Source organism: Shouchella miscanthi, from assembly GCF_007725405.1.
In the GTDB taxonomy this organism is placed as follows: Bacteria; Bacillota; Bacilli; order Bacillales; family Bacillaceae_D; genus Shouchella; species Shouchella hunanensis.
In genome coordinates this window covers 2,391,387-2,408,410 of the sequence record NZ_CP042163.1, presented here as the reverse complement: position 1 = coordinate 2,408,410, position 17,024 = coordinate 2,391,387, and the positions used below count along the sequence as shown (strand labels likewise).

Sequence of the window (17,024 nt, the reverse complement as noted above, 5' to 3'; positions counted from 1 at the left end):
GAAGTAGAGCGTGTGAGAAGGAGGTTTAACATTGATCTGGCATATTATAGGGTATACCGTTGCGGTTCTGGCAGGTATAGCAATTGGCTTTTTTATTGCTCGGAAAACCATGATGTCTTACTTGAAAAAGAACCCACCGATTAATGAGCAAATGTTACGGGTGATGATGCAACAAATGGGACAAAACCCATCGCAAAAGAAAATCACCCAAATGATGAAGGCTATGCAAAAGCAACAGGGGAAGTAAGAACTCCTCTGATAATCATGAAAACGAAAGAAATCACTTTATCGTAAGGACCGTTGCGTCGTAGGTAAAGTGATTTTTGTTGTCTATAAACATATTCACGAACTGATGCTAGGTTGTTTTGTAATGACGATAAACGTTCTGTACATCATTTAACGTAATGTGGTATCTTTTTTGAAGTAGGCTATTGGTTATAAAGGGAGCGTACATACGAGCGGGCATTAAAAGGGCAATGCGGGTTCAATAGAAGAATAGACATTATTTATTCATTTTTTCGAAAAATAATTAGACAACGAGAGTAATGGGGGAAGGCTATGCGTGTTTTTTTAGATTTAAGCTGGTTTTTTAAGAAACATTGGAAAGCATATTTATTTGGGACGCTTGTTTTAGCACTCGTTTCATTTTTGTCGCTTATTCCTCCAAGGGTTATTGGTGAAGTAGTCGATTTAATTGACACAGATACGCTTACACAATCGCAATTATTCCGATACGTTGGGTTTATTATGGGCATCGGTCTGTTGTTATACATTCTTCGCTTCTTATGGCGAGTACTCATCTTTGGTGCGGCTTTTAAGTTGGCAAGACAAATCCGAAATGATCTTTATCGTCATTTTACTAACATGCCAAAGTCATTTTATCATAAGCGAACTACTGGAAATTTAATGGCGATTTCCACAAATGATGTTCGAGCTGTTCAAGCAACAGCTGGAGAAGGGGTGCTAACGATTGTTGATGCCCTGTTACTAGGAGGAATGGTGGTTGCGACGATGGCGTTGACCCTTAATTGGCAACTAACGCTGATTACATTAGTGCCACTTCCATTAATGGCCATTTTAACGAGCTATTATGGATCACTTTTACATAAACGCTTTGGCAGTGCACAAGCAGCATTTAGTGTTTTAAATGATACGGTTCAAGAAAATATTAGTGGAATGAAAGTAACAAAAGCATTCGGACAAGAAGAAGAAGAAAATCGCCGCTTTCGTCAGCAATCAGCAATGGTTGTGGAACAGAATGTAAAAGTAGCAAAAGTCGATGCGTTGTTTGATCCGACCATTAGCGCAGTCATTGGAACATGTTATTTACTGGCAATTGGTTTTGGAGCAGGTTTTGTCGTATCGGGTGATATGACCATTGGAGAACTAACGTCATTTGTCGTTTATCTTGGCTTGTTGATTTGGCCAATGCTTGCGTTAGGAATGTTTTTTAACGTCATTGAACGAGGAAGAGCGTCTTACGATCGAATTCGTGAAGTATTGCGAGAAGAGTCGGAGCTTAAAGAAGTCGATCATGCAGTTGAAGCACCGATTGTAGGCGATTTAGATGTTGCTATTGATACGTTTTGTTATTCTGATGATGGACCGCCAGTGTTAAGAAATGTACACTTCTCCTTGAAGAAAGGTGAAACACTTGGCATTGTTGGTAAAACCGGTAGTGGTAAAACAACCTTACTCTCGCTTTTACAGCGGGAGATGGATGTTACGAAGGGGACTATACGTCTAGATTCCGTGCCCATTGACCAGTTTAAACGAGAACGTGTGAAAGCGGCATTTGGCATTGTACCACAAGAACACTTTCTTTTCTCGGCGACAATAGGAGAGAATGTTGCATTTGCAAAGCCTGATGCCTCGATACAAGAAATTATTCGAGCCTGCCAGCTTGCAAGTATTCACGATGACATACGCCGTTTTCCGAATGGGTACGACACAGTTGTTGGAGAACGAGGTGTAACGCTCTCAGGTGGTCAAAAACAGCGAATCTCTATTGCTCGTGCGATACTGAGCAATCCTGCCATACTCATTTTAGATGACTCCTTATCTGCTGTAGATGCGAAAACAGAAGAGCAAATTTTAGGAGCCCTTCGAGAAACAAAAACCGAGCAAACACTTATTATGAGTGCTCACCGATTAAGTGCTGTTAGCCATGCTTCACTCATTTTAGTGATGGAAGAGGGGACTATAGCTCAAGCAGGGACTCATGCAGAATTGATGGCCGAAGGTGGATGGTACAAAGAGATGTATGAGCGTCAGCAGCTTGAGACGATAGTGGAGCAGGGAGGTTCATAATGAAACATACCGATGAGATATTAACTGGAAAAGAGCAACGCGCGATTTTTATACGCTTGCTCGGCTATGCCAAGATTCATTTTAAGAAACTACTGCTTGCTTTCTTTATTATGCTCATAGCTGCAGGAGCGGAATTAGTGCAACCTATTTTGATAGCACGCTTTATTGATGACTATTTAACGCCTCAAGAATTTCCGACAGACGTTCTTGTGATGCTTGCGTCATTTTATATTGGTTTACTGGTTATTGCGGTTATCTGCCAATATGTCCAAAGTATCTTATTTCAAAAGATTGCTTTGCGAATTGTGCAAGCGTTACGTGTTGATGTTTTTAAAAATGTTCAAAAGCTTGGGTTATCGTTTTTTGATCGAATGCCTGGAGGCGGCCTTGTTTCGAGGATTACGAACGACACCGAGTCCATTAAAGAGCTTTATGTCAGTGTGCTAGCGGTATTTGTTCAAAATGGAATGTTTATGATCGGAACATTCGTTGCTATGTTTTACTTAAATGCAACCCTGGCCCTTTATTGTTTAATCTTTTTACCTTTACTTTTAGTTGTCATTCGTTTATATCGGTCTATAAGTTCTCGCTTTTATGAGCATGTTAGCGCAAAAGTGAGTGAAATTAATGCGAAAATGAGTGAGTCCGTTCAAGGTATGGCGATTATTCAAGTGTTCCGCCAAGAAAAGCGAATGCGCAAAGAGTTTGGACGAACGAATGAGGAGCATTATCAAGCTGGAATGAAAGCGATGAAAGCAGATGCCCTTTTACTGCGTCCCATTGTCGATATTCTTAGTTTAATTGCTATTTCAATTGTGCTTATTTATTTTGGCTTTCAATCATTTATTGGTCCGGTTGAGCTTGGTGTGCTGTATGCATTTATTAATTATCTTGATCGCTTTTTCGAACCAGTTAATCAAATTATGCAACGCTTATCCATTTTTCAACAAGCCATTGTGTCAGCAGGACGTGTTTTTCGCTTAATGGATCAGCGTGAGTACGCACCGACAAAAACGGGAACAGAAACGCCCACAATTGAAAAAGGAACGATTGAGTTTAACAATGTTACTTTTTCTTATGATGGTTCTACCCAAGTGTTAACTAATATTTCGTTCAAAGCGGAAAAAGGGCAGACTGTTGCATTAGTCGGTCATACTGGAAGTGGGAAAAGCTCAATTATTAACCTTTTAATGCGATTTTATCCACTCATGGAGGGCTCCATAACAATTGATGGCAAACCTTTACAAGCTTTTAGTGAAGAAGAGTTCCGATCGAAAGTGGGACTTGTGTTGCAAGATTCCTTTTTGTATAGCGGAACAGTCGCTAGCAATGTCACCTTAGGCAGAGATGGATACGAGCGAGGGGAAATAGAGGCGGCATGCGCTTTTGTTGGTGCAGATACGTTTATCCAGGATCTTGAACACGGTTATGACGCAAAAGTAACTGAGCGTGGCGCAACGTTTTCAAGTGGAGAAAAACAGCTGCTTTCTTTTGCGCGAACGATGCTAGCTGACCCGGCTATTTTAGTGCTTGATGAAGCAACAGCAAGTGTTGATACGGAAACAGAGGAATCGATTCAGCAAGCGTTAGAAAAAATGCAGCAAAATCGAACGACGATTGCGATCGCACACCGCCTATCAACGATTAAACATGCGGACCAAATTCTTGTGCTGCACCAAGGAGAGATTGTTGAACGAGGCAATCATGAACAACTATTAAAACGCCAAGGCTTGTATCATAAAATGTATTTACTACAGGCAAGAGAAAACGTGACAGCATAGAAGAAAAAAGGCGCATGTCTATGCGCCTTTTTTAGCTGGATTGTTTTCGTTCAACGGCCTCTTGGAGCTCTCTTTTGCTTCTGGCTTTTGATTGGCGGTCAAGTAAATGTTCATAGGGTGTTAAATCAATATCTTTTTGTTTTAATTTCTTAATTAAAAAACGGTGATCTTTTTTAGGTGTTGCTAAAATATATCCACGAATAATCGTATCTAATGTAAGAGTAGTTGCCTGTTCATTTAAGGCGATCTCACTAATTTTACCGGCGATTTTCTCTTTAGCCACGTCACGAAAGAGTTCAGGTACTGGTTCTACAAGTTCATTTAACAATTGTCTCTGTTCATCTTTCCATAGAGGTAAAGCCTTGTTTATGTAGTATTCTTGCCAGTCTAAGATTGATTTTCCGTCTTCTTTTGGCATTCGCTTAAGGAATTTTCTAAACATGAAGAACCCACCGATAAACATTAGCCCGAGCAAGATAAAGGTCCATAAGACAATCACGTTCATAAACCAGTCACTCATCGTCACCCCTCCTTTTCGCTTGTTCTTTGCTGTTACTTTAGCATAAAATGGGGTGTGTTGCTATGGAGGGGGAGAAAAACGTGTCTCAAATTGTTCTTTTTGCGACGCATATGTTTACATCAATCGTGTTATTTTTATGTATTCCGTTGCCGTTTTTGTATTATGCGGCGAGACTGGATGACGGGGAACGCTTCAAGGCGAGGCTGATAAAGAGTTACCGTGTCATTCTTATTATTGCCCATGTAGGGTTACTGCTTTTAATCGCTACAGGTATCCCGCTGTTGTTCGACTGGGCATCGTGGTGGACATGGGGAGTCATTATCGTAACGCTAATCATTGGAGCTAGCTTAGGAATAACTAGTAAGTGTCTGCGCTTAATAAACAATGGTGACTTGGACTATGAGCAACCATTTCGAAAGGCGAGTCTTCTTTTGGCTATTAGCATCGGAGCGATGTTTTTGTTGAAATATAGCCGTTATTTTATGTAAAGAAAAAAAGGACTGCGATGCAGTCCTTTTTTTAGAACCAGCTTGCTCCGACAATTACTAAAAGAATAAAAAGAACAACAATTAAAGCAAAACCGCCGCCTGTTCCGAATCCACCGCTCATTGTGTAACCTCCTTTTTATCAAGGTATGATTACAGTCTATGCAGCGGCTCTAAAAAGGTTTGGGCGAGTTAGCCTTCTCCGTTCGTTTGGCTTACATGGTTTGCTTTTTTTGTTTTATGAGAACCGCTTTGTTTCTGTGGTTGGTTGCTGTCTGGATGCTGTGGCTGGTTGCGTCGAGCTTTCGAATTTCCCTTCATTTTCCTCACCTCGCTTTTCTTTTTTTAGTATGTGAAACGTTTTTTTTCTTATCCTTTTTAAAAAATGTCGAAAAAAGATTTAAACTTTCGTCAACTTTTGCTATTCTAATGAAGGGCAATTATATCGCTTACATTAAAAGCGCTTACTCAAGTGCGTTCCTTAGACAAGAAAGGAACAATGCGATATGATGAAGTTGATAAGGAGGGTCTTAGATGTCAAAAAACTTAGATGTGTTTAAAGCGCGGTCTTCTTTTGAGTCAAACGGAAAAACGTATCATTACTATGCATTAGATGCGTTAGAGAAAGCAGGTTATGGGAACGTTAATAGGCTACCATATTCTGTGAAGGTATTATTAGAATCAGTGTTACGTCAGTATGATGATTATGTGATTAAAAAAGAGCATGTTGAAAATTTAGCAAAGTGGGGAACACCTGAACAAAAAGAAATTGATGTTCCTTTCAAACCTTCTCGTGTTATTCTACAAGATTTCACAGGGGTACCAGCTGTAGTTGATTTAGCAGCGTTAAGAAAAGCGATGGCTGATCTTGGCGGTGACCCAGATCAAATTAACCCTGAAATCCCTGTTGATCTTGTCATTGACCACTCTGTACAAGTAGATAAATTCGGTACAGATGATTCATTGCTTTATAACATGAATCGTGAGTTTGAACGAAATGGCGAGCGATACGAATTTTTAAGCTGGGCAAAGAAAGCGTTTGATAATTATAATGCGGTTCCTCCAGCAACAGGTATCGTACACCAAGTAAACTTGGAGTACATAGCAAACGTCGTTCATGCAGTTGAGAAAGATGGCGAATGGTTAACGTTCCCTGATTCACTTGTAGGAACAGATTCTCATACAACGATGATTAACGGTCTTGGCGTTCTAGGATGGGGCGTTGGTGGTATTGAAGCGGAAGCAGGAATGCTCGGACAACCATCTTACTTCCCAGTACCAGAAGTCATTGGCTTGAAATTCACGGGTTCTTTACCAAGTGGAACAACAGCTACAGACGTAGCGTTGAAAGTAACCCAAGTCCTTCGTCAAAAGAACGTTGTTGGAAAATTCGTTGAGTATTTCGGACCAGGCTTAGCAGATATGCCACTTGCTGATCGTGCAACGATTTCAAACATGGCTCCTGAGTATGGCGCAACATGCGGATTCTTCCCAGTTGATGAAGAAGCTATGAACTATATGCGTTTAACAGGGCGTTCTGAAGAACAAATTGATTTGGTTCGTGCTTACTGTCAAGCGAACGGACTATGGTATGTTCCTGGTGAAACACCAGATCCAACGTATACAGATGTTGTTGAAGTCGATTTATCGCAAATTCATGCAAATCTTTCTGGACCAAAACGACCGCAAGATTTAATTGAACTACCAAAAATGCAAAAATCCTTCCAAGATGCTGTTGTTGCACCTCAAGGGAATCAAGGTCTTGGCCTTGACCAGTCAGAATTTAATAAAACGGTTGATGTAACGTACAAAGATGGTCGTACAACTACAATGAAAACGGGCGCTGTAGCCATCGCTGCTATTACAAGCTGTACAAATACATCAAATCCATATGTACTTGTGGCAGCAGGTCTTGTTGCGAAAAAAGCAAGTGAATTAGGCCTTCAAGTACCTGAATACGTGAAAACATCACTTGCACCAGGTTCAAAAGTTGTTACAGGCTATTTAAATGATTCTGGCTTAATGCCTTACTTGGAGGATCTTGGATTCCATCTTGTTGGGTATGGCTGCACAACATGTATCGGAAACTCTGGACCACTAGAGGATGAAATTGAAGAAGCGATTTCGAGTAACGACTTAACTGTTACGTCTGTACTATCTGGTAACCGTAACTTTGAAGGACGTATTCATCCCCTTGTGAAAGCAAACTACTTAGCATCACCACCACTTGTAGTAGCCTATGCACTAGCAGGGACCGTTAACGTTGATTTATTAAACGATCCAATTTCTACAGATAAAGACGGTAAGCCTGTTTACTTTAAAGATATTTGGCCATCAACAGAAGAAGTGCGTACAATTGTTGATCAAACGGTTACTCCTGAGTTATTCCGTCGTGAATACCAAGATGTCTTTACAAGTAACGAGCGATGGAATCAAATTAATACAACTGATGACGCCCTGTACAAGTGGGATGACGAGTCAACATATATTGCAAATCCACCATTCTTTGAAGGATTAGCAAAAGATCCAGAAGCTGTGAAGCCGCTTTCTGATCTACGCGTAATTGGTAAGTTTGGCGATTCTGTTACGACAGATCACATTTCTCCTGCTGGAGCGATTGGTAAGAACACACCAGCCGGTAAGTTCTTAATGGAAAAAGGTGTAGAGCCGAGAGATTTCAACTCATATGGTTCTCGTCGTGGTAATCATGACGTCATGATGAGAGGAACGTTTGCGAATATCCGTATTCGTAACCAAATCGCTCCAGGAACAGAAGGTGGATTTACAACATTCTGGCCAACAGAAGAAGTGATGTCCATCTATGATGCGGCAATGAAGTATAAAGAGAATGGAACAGGTCTTGTTGTTCTCGCTGGTCAAGATTACGGGATGGGATCTTCTCGTGACTGGGCTGCAAAAGGAACAAATTTACTAGGCATTAAAACGGTTATCGCTGAAAGTTATGAGCGTATTCACCGTTCAAACCTTGTATTAATGGGTGTTTTACCTCTTCAATTCAAAGCCGGTGAAAATGCAGAATCTCTTGGTTTAACAGGCAGAGAAAGCATTTCAGTTGCAATTGATGATACAGTAAAACCGCGTGATTACGTTACGGTAACTGCTGTAGCTGAAGATGGCACAAAAACTGAATTTGAAGCGCTCGTTCGTTTTGATAGTGATGTTGATGTTGATTACTATCGTCACGGTGGAATTCTGCAAATGGTTCTTCGTGATAAGCTTCAACCAGCTTAAACAAGTTAGAAGAACTTGCTTGATCGTCTCAAGCAAGTTTTTTCTTTTGGCTAAATAGTTTAGGGGTCTAAATTGTTTTTGCTTGATTTTTAACCGTTGAATTGTGTAAGGTGTGTATAGATAAAAGACATGACATGATGGAGGAACCAACGTGACAAATTTTTCAATTCGCAGGCCCGTGTTTACCATTGTCGGAATGATTTTCTTTATTATAATGGGGATTGTTTCACTTACACGGTTGCCGTTGCAGCTGCTACCAGAGATTAACCCGCCTGTTGCAGCAATTGCTACAAGCTATCCGAACGTAAATCCTCAAGAAGTTCAGGATCAAGTAACCATTCCAATTGAAAATCGAATGGCAAGTATTTCAGGTTTACAAAACATGACGTCAAATTCTCAAGAAGGATCTTCCATTGTCTTACTTGAATTTGATTGGAGTTCGTCCATTGAAGATGTAGAATTAGACATTATTAATGCTCTTAGGCAAATTGATTTACCTGACGGTGCTGGAGAACCAAGCTTTTTAAAGTTTGATCCGTCCATGTTTCCAATGATGCAGCTAGCAGTCACGTCCAATGACGAGATTGAAGCGTTTCAAGATGATGTGCTTGATTTAGAGCAAGAAATTCTTCAAGTTCCTGGAGTTGCTAGTGTAAACGAGTCAGGTACTATTAGTGAAATCGTTTCGATTGAACTCGACCAGGAAGATATGATTGATGCAGGTGTCACGCAGGATACAGTTGTGAATGCCTTACAAGCAAACCAAATTACCATGCCTGGTGGCACTGTTGAGCAAGAAGACTTCAGTTTAACTACAAGAATTATTCATGAACTAACCAGTATTGAAGACATTGAAGAATTGGTGGTTGGTGTAAATCCAGAAACTGGTGATGACATTACGCTAACGAGTATTGCAAATGTTGAAATCAGTTCAGAAGAGTTAGAAACGTTAACTCGAGCTAATCAAGAACCGGCTATTAGCTTATCAATTATGCAGGAGTCAAGTGCGAATACAACACAAACATCTAATGATGTAAACGAACGTTTAAGTGAACTGCAAGACGATGCTGATTACGAAGACTTAGATGTTGTTGTGCTCTATGATGAAGGTGACTTTATTAATTCAGCAATCCAAAGTGTTGCTACTGCATTAATTATTGGTGGCGTACTCGCTATGGTTGTGTTGTTCTTCTTCTTACGGAACCTTAAAACGCCTCTTATAATTGGTTTGGCGATACCATTCTCAGTTATTGTTACATTTGCCTTTATGTATTTCTTAGATATTGGCTTAAACATTATGACATTAGGTGGGCTCGCTCTTGGTATTGGTTTAGTTGTCGATAATGCGATTGTTGTTATTGAAAACATTTATCGTCATTTGGCAAAAGGAAAAGATCCGAAGCAAGCAGCTTCTGATGGGACAAAAGAAGTAATGGCTGCGATCTTTGCATCAACGTTAACGACTATTTCTGTTTTTCTTCCAATTGTCTTTATTAGTGGGATTGTTGGAAACTTGTTTAGAGAATTGGCGTTAACCGTTTCATTTAGTTTATTATCATCCTTTATTGTTGCGATTACCGTTGTACCAATGATTGCAAGCCGTGTACTAAAACCATCTCAAGCAAATGATGAGGTGAAAAGACGCGAATCCAGAACGATGCGTGGATTAGAAAAAATGACCCATTGGTCTCTAGGCCACCGAAAAACGGTTATTGCTAGTACGTTTGGGTTGCTTCTTATCGGTGGAGTTGGTTTAAGTACGGTTGGACTAGAATTAATTCCAGAAAGCGACCAAGGCTCGTTTACTGTCGACGTTGAAATGGAAACAGGAACAAGTTTGACCCGAACGACAGAAGCAGTTGAGGCAATTGAAAATGTACTCGCCGATTATCAAGAAGTAAATGATTATGTAAGTGTAATCGGTTCAAGTGATCAGCCTGGTCAATCTGGAGGATCGCATACTGCTCAAATTACAGTGGCGATGATTCCATTAGAAGATCGCTCCGTCTCTACAGCAGAATTTATAGAAACAATTGAACGAGATCTCGAGCGCGCTGATGACGATGCTGACATTCGAGCCTTTACACAGACAGCAGCGTTAAGTGGAGAAGCAAATACGGTTCCATTTACTGTAACCCATTCTGATCGTAGCGCATTATACGACACGGTCTACGAACTTGAAGAAGAGTTAATGGACTCGTCTCTCGTTCGAGAAGTGCAGCTGAGTATTGAAGATCAAGTGCCAGAAATTGTCGTTGATGTGAATGCGGAAGATGCTCGAGCAGTAGGGCTAACACCAGCTGAAATTGCGGGCCAAGTTAATAGTGCTACACGCGGTGAAACGGCGATGCTCATCCAGCTGACAAGTGATGAGACATCACAAACATATGAAGTGCATGTTGGTCTCTCGCCAGAATACACGGAAACGATAAATGAACTTGAGAATTTACAAATTGTCTCTCAAGAAGGAACAACCATTTCGTTAAATGAAGTAGCAGAGGTAACAGAAGGTGAATCACCGGCTTCCATCCAACGAGCGGATCAAACAGAAGCAGTCGAGGTAACGGTTGGTTACACAACAGAAGCAAACCTAAGTGACGTCTCAACGTTAATTGAAGACTCAATTGCTGAAATTGAATTTCCTGAAGGTGCTAGCTACTCCTTTGGAGGCGAACAAGAAATTCTTGAAGATGCCATTGGAAGTATGATTTTAGCCCTTGTTCTTGCAATCATTTTCATTTATTTGATAATGGCTGCGCAATTTGAGTCGTTTAAACTACCGTTTATCATGTTAATGACTGTTCCTCTTGTCTTAATCGGTGTTACCCTTGCTTTAACACTTACGCAAACAGCGATAGGTGTAACAACGTTTATTGGGATTATCATTTTAGTGGGTGTTGTAACGAATAACGGAATTGTCATGCTTGATTTTGTCAATCAGCAGAAGCAAAAAGGGATGTCGACGTATAACGCTTTAGTTGAATCTGTTCAGCTACGAACACGACCAATTGTAATGACCTCCTTGACCGCTATTTTAGGAATGGTGCCAATTGCGTTTGGCTATGGCGAAGGGGCAGAATTACAACAGCCAATGGCGATTGCAGTTATTGGTGGGTTAATAAGTAGTACGGCACTAACGTTAATCTTTATTCCGGTTCTTTACAGTTTGTTTGACAAAGAAACCCGTTCTAAAAACCGCACACCACGAATGGTAACAATCGATGGAGAGTATTACGAAGTCGATGAAAACAATCGAGTTGTTAAAGCATTGCCTGAAGGTGAAGGGCAAAATGACTCAAACGAAACAAGTGAACGCGAGCAACAAAACGCGGAATCTAAAAATGAATTAAGTCGAGACGATATCGTTGAATTACTTGATTCCATTGTTTCAAGAACAAAAAAAGACGACGATAAAAAATAACGATTGTGTACGAATGAAATCGACTTCCCGTGTAGTGAACAAAAGGACATGCTCACTGCTGACGGGGAGTCTTTTTATGTACAAAAGGGTCTTATAAATGTTGATTGTGTGTTTGAGCGCAAATCCATTCAAGCAATTGCTTTTCTTTATCTATAAGTGGTCTTTGAAGTGTTTCTTCTATCTCTAAAGACAGTTGTTCTAAGTCAATCACATGATTCACCCCTTTCATTACATGCTATGTGCAAAATTTGTTGAATATTCATCTTTTTACATCGAAAGAAGGTTTAAAACGTTTCTAAAGGTGTAATACTGTATATAAAAACGAGGTGATTGAGAATGAGAAGAGTTGGAAGATTACCGTTTGATCAGCTAGTAAAGCAGAACAAAGAACGATTAATTCAAGATCAGGCTGAAGTAAATCGTTTGGAAGAACGATTTGAACAAAAGCATGCATTGCCAAAATAAACTAATGTAAAAAATCCTCTTCTGTGAAAGACTAGATACAAGGGGGGATGTTTTGTGAGTGAAAAAAACCGATTTGCCCAATTTACTCCAGACCATTTAGGAACACAGCCGCGAAAGTCTAACCGAAATAATGGAAAGAAAGTCGCGACGAAATCAAATCGTCAGCCAGATTATATTCCTCCTAAAGGATAAAACCGTCGAGATCTCGACGGTTTTTTGTCGATTTAGTAAAAAGTAACTAGAATAGCCCTCTGCCTGTTAAAATAAAAGTGGAATCGTTTAATAGGGGAGAATAATATGACTGAAATGATCTTAAATGCGCTTATGTATACAAGCCTTGCATTGTTGGCAGGGTTATTACTTATTCAAATGGTGCCAAAAGGGAGAGGTGTGGAAGGGAAGCTTCACCCATGGTTTTTACTTAGCGTTATACTTGCTATTCCGCTTCTACAGTTTGGAAACGTCCTCGTACTTGGTTCAACATATGCGACGTTTTTTGATACGTCGCTTTTAGACGGGACACTGACGGCGATGGGAGAACATATTTTAGGAACTAGTTTTTTACTCGTTCTTCTGTTTTCAAGCGCACAGTTGGTGTTATTCGTTTTAACTAAAAAATGGAATCGATACGTTGTTATAAGTTTGCAGCTACTTTTTTTTCTAGGCATTATTGTAGCAGTGAGTTTATCCAGTCATAGTGCGTCTTTAACAGAAGGGTATGTAACAGGGGCATTATCGAACGGGATTCATTTATTGGCGATGTCACTCTGGGCGGGTCCGTTATTTATCGTCAGCCTATATGGGGCACGGTTAGAAGACGGTCAGAAATTTCATCAATGGTTTTCCGCACTTGCCGTGTTTAGTTTGCTGCTCGTATCAACGAGTGGGTTTGTCATGATGGGAGAAATCGCACCTGAATATGTGAATAGTTGGATGCTGACATATGGTCAGCTGTTACTCATTAAGAACATCCTCATTTTCCCACTTTTACTTTTCGGGTTTCGTCACCTTGTTACCCTTAGTGGAAAAGGAGTTTCATTATCTATGCGTGAACGCCAACGCTCGTTTCGTGCCGAATCTCTTTTTGTTTTAGCTGTTTTTATTGTTACAGCGTGGTTAACGGAAACGGAACCACCTCATAATGTGTTACGAACTCTGCAAAACGAACCATTTAATCCTGTAATGCAATTTTTCTTAAATGAACCACTGATTGAGAATCAACTAATTGCATTTTCGCCTTCCCTTTGGTCAGGCTTATTGCTAGGTTTTTCCGTAATAGTCTTTTTCCTTGGTCTCTTTGTTGCTTGGAGATGGAGACAAACAACGTATAGTGTAGGAGCAGCGATCTTATTTGTGAGCGCATTTTATCTAGGTTTAATGACTAGTACAGCTCCAGGTGAAATCCCTGTTAATTTAACTGTCCATGATTCTGTAGAAGAGGCAATTGCAGTCAACCGAGAAGGGGCTGAACTTACGATTTTAACAACGTGGCCAATAGATGAAGATTCATTTGCCGTTATTTTTCAAGAAAATGAACGCCACCTTGTTGCGGAACGATTAAAAAAGGAGCCTGACGGGTATCGGAAATATTTAGATGCTGAAGTGGAGCTAGAGAATGGCTTTCTAACAGGTGGTGAACAATTTATGGATACCTTCATGTTCATAGAAAATGAATGGGTGGATGTTGAAACGATTAGTACGTACGTGACCCTTGGCTATGTCACAGAAGATATTGAACGAGTACGTATCCAATTTTCAAATGAATCGGTTGAAGTTCCTGTTGATGATCACGTATTCTTTTATGTACAGAGCATGAATGGGACATTGGAAGAGCCTCATCAGTACGAATTACTTGATGAAGATGGACAAAAGGTTCGGGTGATAGAAAAACGCCAATTCGTACATGAAGGGCATGTCCATTAGGAGGAATGACATGGCGACAACAAATGAGAAATTAGCAGAAGAAGCACAACTTTGGCGAAAACGACTAGAAAATATAGAGGATGAAAACAACCGAAATGAACTAGCTAAACTTGTTTCGTTGCGGTTTGAACGTAAGCAAGAAATGGATTTATTTACAGAGAAATGGAAACAGGAATTAGAGGATGATGGCTCCTTTAACAAGTTTTTAGACGAGCTGACGCAAAAACAGCTGCTCGTTTCTTGGGCTCAAGACGAAAGGATTCGTCGTTCATGGCCCCAGCTTAGAGAAACAGATCAAGCCCGAGTGAAAAAACAAAAAGTGGAGCAGGTCAATACGCGAAGTCAAGACTGGATTGCTCAAGTAGAAGGGAAGGAAGCCTCTCTTGCAAAAAAACATGGCAAGATGCTATTAAACAATATAAAAGAGTTAAATGACAGTAGTCAGCAATTGTTAGCGAGTTTTCAAGGAAATTATTATTCAAAAAGTCAGTTTGCCCAATTAAAGAAGCAACTTGATAGTGTGAATGAGCTACAAGACAAAGTGAACAAAGAGATGGATGAAGCTCTAGGAGAGAAGCAGACATCAGCATTGGCTCAGCTGGAAGAAATGATTGGTTTGACTGATGTGAAAAGTCGAGTCAAAAAGCTTTATGCTTTTTTGAAATACCAAAAGAATCGGGAAGAAATAGGTCTGTCTTCCAACGATCTGTTAAACCTGAATATGGTTGTAACAGGGAATCCAGGTACTGGTAAAACGTCCATTGCACGTTTACTCGCTTCGATTTACTACGAATTAGGAATGCTTGAAAAACCGACCGTGTATGAAGTGGACCGTGCTTCTCTTGTTGCAGGCTACGTAGGTCAAACAGAAGAGCAAACGATGGCAGCTATTGAGCGAGCGGTAGGTGGTGTGTTATTTATCGATGAGGCATACAGCTTAAAACGTGAGGGTCAGTCAGGAAACGATTATGGTCAAGCCGTTATTGATACACTTGTATCAGCTATGACCAGCGAAACGTATGCAGGAAAATTTGCTGTTATTTTAGCAGGCTATCCGCAAGAGATGCGAGGGTTTATTCGTGCTAACCCTGGTCTAGCAAGTCGATTTCCTGAGCAAAATCATATTGATTTGCCGAATTATACGGAATCAGAACTCTTACAAATTGCTGAAAAAAAAGCGCTTGATGTTGATTTTGTGTTCACAAATGCTGCTCTACAAAAAGTGAAAGCAGAAATAGAGCGATTGGAAATCGATCAGTCGTTTGGGAATGCACGTGTTGTTGAAGATATAGTCAAAAAAGCAATATTTGAAAAAGGATCTCAAGGTTATCATACAACAGAGCGAGACTTTGTTTTAATCGAGGAGCAACATGTGCAAACAAAGCAACCCTCGAAAACAGGACAAGCGCTACAAAAGCTTAATCAACTCGTTGGTCTTGAACAGGTAAAAGCAGAGTTGAATAAATTGACTTCTTTCGCAAAAGTAAAAGAATCGCGTAGGCGCATGAATTTACCTGTACCGCCGATGCCGCTCCATACTGTATTTAGTGGACCGCCAGGAACAGGTAAAACAACTGTTGCCACTCTTTATGCGGAAGCTTTAAATGAGATTGGGTTATTAAAACGGGGTCATCTTGTTACGGTTTCTAGAAGTGATTTAGTAGGAGGATATGTTGGTCAAACAGCCATTAAAACAAGTCAAGTTATTCAAGATGCATTAGGTGGAGTTCTCTTTATTGATGAAGCCTATGCACTTGCTCAAGGCGGAGAGAATGATTTTGGCAAGGAAGCGATTACGATGTTAACCCAAGCGATGACAGAACATGAGGAAAACCTCGTCCTTATATTTGCTGGCTATCAAAATGAAATTCAAACGTTACTGAACAGTAACCCTGGTTTGCGCTCACGTATTCGAAAAGAAATCGAATTTCGTCCATATACATCGAGCCAATTGGCAGACATGTTAAAGCAAAAGTTAACTGCATATGGATATACTTGGTCAGACGAAGCGTTCGACGCAATAGAAAATCATTTATCAAAAACAACGATCTCAGGGAATGGTCGCTATATTGACTGGTTTTTCGAGGAGATCATTCAAGCGCATGCCTTGCGAACGACAGAGGAGACAGATATAGCGCTTACCATTGAATTAAAAGATGTTACGCAGTTTATGGATTCAACGAAAGTGAATGATGACCCTGAAAAGTCACTTTCTTAAAAGCACACTTGCTTCTTTTTTAAGAGGTCATTATGCTATACTATGAGTGAATACCAAGTGTTAGGACAAGGTATAAAAAGCGACGAAAGTGAGAAAGGTGAGGATAGGCAGTGCCACATTTGGTTAGCAAAATTATCACGCCCCAATACGCGGATACCGACATGATGGGTGTTGTTTATCACGCAAACTACATTAAGTTTTTTGAACTAGGAAGAACCACTTTTATACAAGAAGCTGGCTATAGTTATGTTGAAATGGAGCGAGCTGGGTATTACGCACCTGTATATGATGTTTATGCAACGTATAAAAAGCCTCTCGTCTATGGAGATGAAGCAACTATTACAACGTGGCTATCCCTAAATGATGGCGTTAAAACGATTTACCAATATGAAATTAAAAATCAGCATGATGATGTATGTGTGACGGGTTATACAACCCACGTTATTGTGAAAAAGGATACTTTTAAGCCAGTTCCGTTTAAGCGAGCATTCCCTGAATGGTATGAAACGTATAACCGTCTAATGGAGGAGCGTTAATGGCGTTTGGAATTAACCGACGTGATTTGACAAAGTGGAAACAGGAAGCTAGAAATGGTAAAATTGCTTTTATCACGCACTATTGGTACGATGCGCGTTTTCCAAATGCGAAC

14 protein-coding genes are annotated in these 17,024 nt (G+C 40.3%); 11 read left to right on the top strand and 3 right to left on the bottom strand.

Annotated elements, in window-relative coordinates:
- The first annotated feature begins 31 nt into the window (after nucleotides 1–31).
- The 3 genes from FPV17_RS12100 to FPV17_RS12090 all read left to right on the top strand — a co-directional run bounded on the left by FPV17_RS12100 (nucleotide 32) and on the right by FPV17_RS12090 (nucleotide 4,091).
- Nucleotides 32–247, top strand: coding sequence for a YneF family protein (locus FPV17_RS12100; protein ID WP_035397205.1), 216 nt, complete (start codon nucleotides 32–34; stop codon nucleotides 245–247).
- A 311-nt stretch (nucleotides 248–558) separates the two neighbouring features.
- The gene (locus tag FPV17_RS12095) at nucleotides 559–2,310 is read left to right on the top strand and encodes an ABC transporter transmembrane domain-containing protein (RefSeq protein WP_144559137.1); all 1,752 of its coding nucleotides are present in this window, start codon (nucleotides 559–561) and stop codon (nucleotides 2,308–2,310) included.
- The gene (locus tag FPV17_RS12090; RefSeq protein ID WP_144559136.1) at nucleotides 2,310–4,091 is read left to right on the top strand and encodes an ABC transporter ATP-binding protein; all 1,782 of its coding nucleotides are present in this window, start codon (nucleotides 2,310–2,312) and stop codon (nucleotides 4,089–4,091) included. The genes FPV17_RS12095 and FPV17_RS12090 overlap by 1 nt, the downstream gene beginning before the upstream one ends.
- 31 nt (nucleotides 4,092–4,122) lie before the next feature.
- On the opposite strand, the gene FPV17_RS12085 is transcribed toward FPV17_RS12090, so the two are convergent.
- Nucleotides 4,123–4,611 carry a DUF2621 domain-containing protein gene (locus tag FPV17_RS12085; RefSeq protein ID WP_052008192.1) on the bottom strand — a complete coding sequence of 163 codons (489 nt, stop codon included), beginning with the start codon at nucleotides 4,609–4,611 and terminating at the stop codon, nucleotides 4,123–4,125.
- Nucleotides 4,612–4,691: 80 nt separating this feature from the next.
- Between FPV17_RS12085 and FPV17_RS12080 the strand changes: the two genes are divergently transcribed.
- On the top strand, nucleotides 4,692–5,099 hold the full coding sequence (locus FPV17_RS12080) for a hypothetical protein (protein WP_060704074.1): 408 nt from the start codon (nucleotides 4,692–4,694) through the stop codon (nucleotides 5,097–5,099).
- A gap of 31 nt (nucleotides 5,100–5,130) precedes the next feature.
- On the opposite strand, the gene FPV17_RS12075 is transcribed toward FPV17_RS12080, so the two are convergent.
- Nucleotides 5,131–5,220, bottom strand: a complete 90-nt coding sequence (locus tag FPV17_RS12075; RefSeq protein WP_035397209.1) for a YjcZ family sporulation protein — start codon at nucleotides 5,218–5,220, stop codon at nucleotides 5,131–5,133.
- 68 nt (nucleotides 5,221–5,288) lie between these two features.
- On the bottom strand, nucleotides 5,289–5,417 hold the full coding sequence (locus tag FPV17_RS12070; protein WP_078440101.1) for a small acid-soluble spore protein P: 129 nt from the start codon (nucleotides 5,415–5,417) through the stop codon (nucleotides 5,289–5,291).
- A gap of 213 nt (nucleotides 5,418–5,630) precedes the next feature.
- Between FPV17_RS12070 and acnA the strand changes: the two genes are divergently transcribed.
- The 7 genes from acnA to FPV17_RS12035 all read left to right on the top strand — a co-directional run bounded on the left by acnA (nucleotide 5,631) and on the right by FPV17_RS12035 (nucleotide 16,911).
- Nucleotides 5,631–8,348, top strand: coding sequence for an aconitate hydratase AcnA (gene acnA / locus FPV17_RS12065; protein WP_144559135.1), 2,718 nt, complete (start codon nucleotides 5,631–5,633; stop codon nucleotides 8,346–8,348).
- A 151-nt stretch (nucleotides 8,349–8,499) separates the two neighbouring features.
- A complete protein-coding gene (locus FPV17_RS12060) occupies nucleotides 8,500–11,769 on the top strand; it encodes an efflux RND transporter permease subunit (RefSeq protein ID WP_144559134.1) in 3,270 nt (1,089 codons plus the stop codon).
- Nucleotides 11,770–12,105: 336 nt separating this feature from the next.
- Entirely contained in the window at nucleotides 12,106–12,234 is a 129-nt protein-coding gene (locus tag FPV17_RS12055) for an FbpB family small basic protein (protein ID WP_081762353.1), read from the top strand.
- A gap of 54 nt (nucleotides 12,235–12,288) precedes the next feature.
- A complete protein-coding gene (locus FPV17_RS12050) occupies nucleotides 12,289–12,426 on the top strand; it encodes an acid-soluble spore protein N (RefSeq protein WP_035397213.1) in 138 nt (45 codons plus the stop codon).
- A gap of 105 nt (nucleotides 12,427–12,531) precedes the next feature.
- Nucleotides 12,532–14,157, top strand: a complete 1,626-nt coding sequence (locus FPV17_RS12045) for a CopD family protein (protein WP_144559133.1) — start codon at nucleotides 12,532–12,534, stop codon at nucleotides 14,155–14,157.
- Nucleotides 14,158–14,167: 10 nt separating this feature from the next.
- Nucleotides 14,168–16,375, top strand: a complete 2,208-nt coding sequence (locus tag FPV17_RS12040; protein WP_186370616.1) for an AAA family ATPase — start codon at nucleotides 14,168–14,170, stop codon at nucleotides 16,373–16,375.
- Between the two features lie 110 nt (nucleotides 16,376–16,485).
- The gene (locus tag FPV17_RS12035) at nucleotides 16,486–16,911 is read left to right on the top strand and encodes an acyl-CoA thioesterase (RefSeq protein WP_274272733.1); all 426 of its coding nucleotides are present in this window, start codon (nucleotides 16,486–16,488) and stop codon (nucleotides 16,909–16,911) included.
- The last annotated feature ends 113 nt before the right edge of the window (nucleotides 16,912–17,024 follow it).

Excerpts from the sequence above, each read along its gene's own strand:
- FPV17_RS12045 (WP_144559133.1), top strand. The coding sequence starts at position 12,532 with ATGACTGAAATGATCTTAAATGCGCTTATGTATACAAGCCTTGCATTG.
- FPV17_RS12075 (WP_035397209.1), bottom strand. The coding sequence starts at position 5,220 with ATGAGCGGTGGATTCGGAACAGGCGGCGGTTTTGCTTTAATTGTTGTT.
- FPV17_RS12055 (WP_081762353.1), top strand. The coding sequence starts at position 12,106 with ATGAGAAGAGTTGGAAGATTACCGTTTGATCAGCTAGTAAAGCAGAAC.
- FPV17_RS12095 (WP_144559137.1), top strand. The coding sequence starts at position 559 with ATGCGTGTTTTTTTAGATTTAAGCTGGTTTTTTAAGAAACATTGGAAA.
- FPV17_RS12085 (WP_052008192.1), bottom strand. The coding sequence starts at position 4,611 with ATGAGTGACTGGTTTATGAACGTGATTGTCTTATGGACCTTTATCTTG.
- FPV17_RS12070 (WP_078440101.1), bottom strand. The coding sequence starts at position 5,417 with ATGAAGGGAAATTCGAAAGCTCGACGCAACCAGCCACAGCATCCAGAC.
- FPV17_RS12090 (WP_144559136.1), top strand. The coding sequence starts at position 2,310 with ATGAAACATACCGATGAGATATTAACTGGAAAAGAGCAACGCGCGATT.
- acnA (WP_144559135.1), top strand. The coding sequence starts at position 5,631 with ATGTCAAAAAACTTAGATGTGTTTAAAGCGCGGTCTTCTTTTGAGTCA.
- FPV17_RS12040 (WP_186370616.1), top strand. The coding sequence starts at position 14,168 with ATGGCGACAACAAATGAGAAATTAGCAGAAGAAGCACAACTTTGGCGA.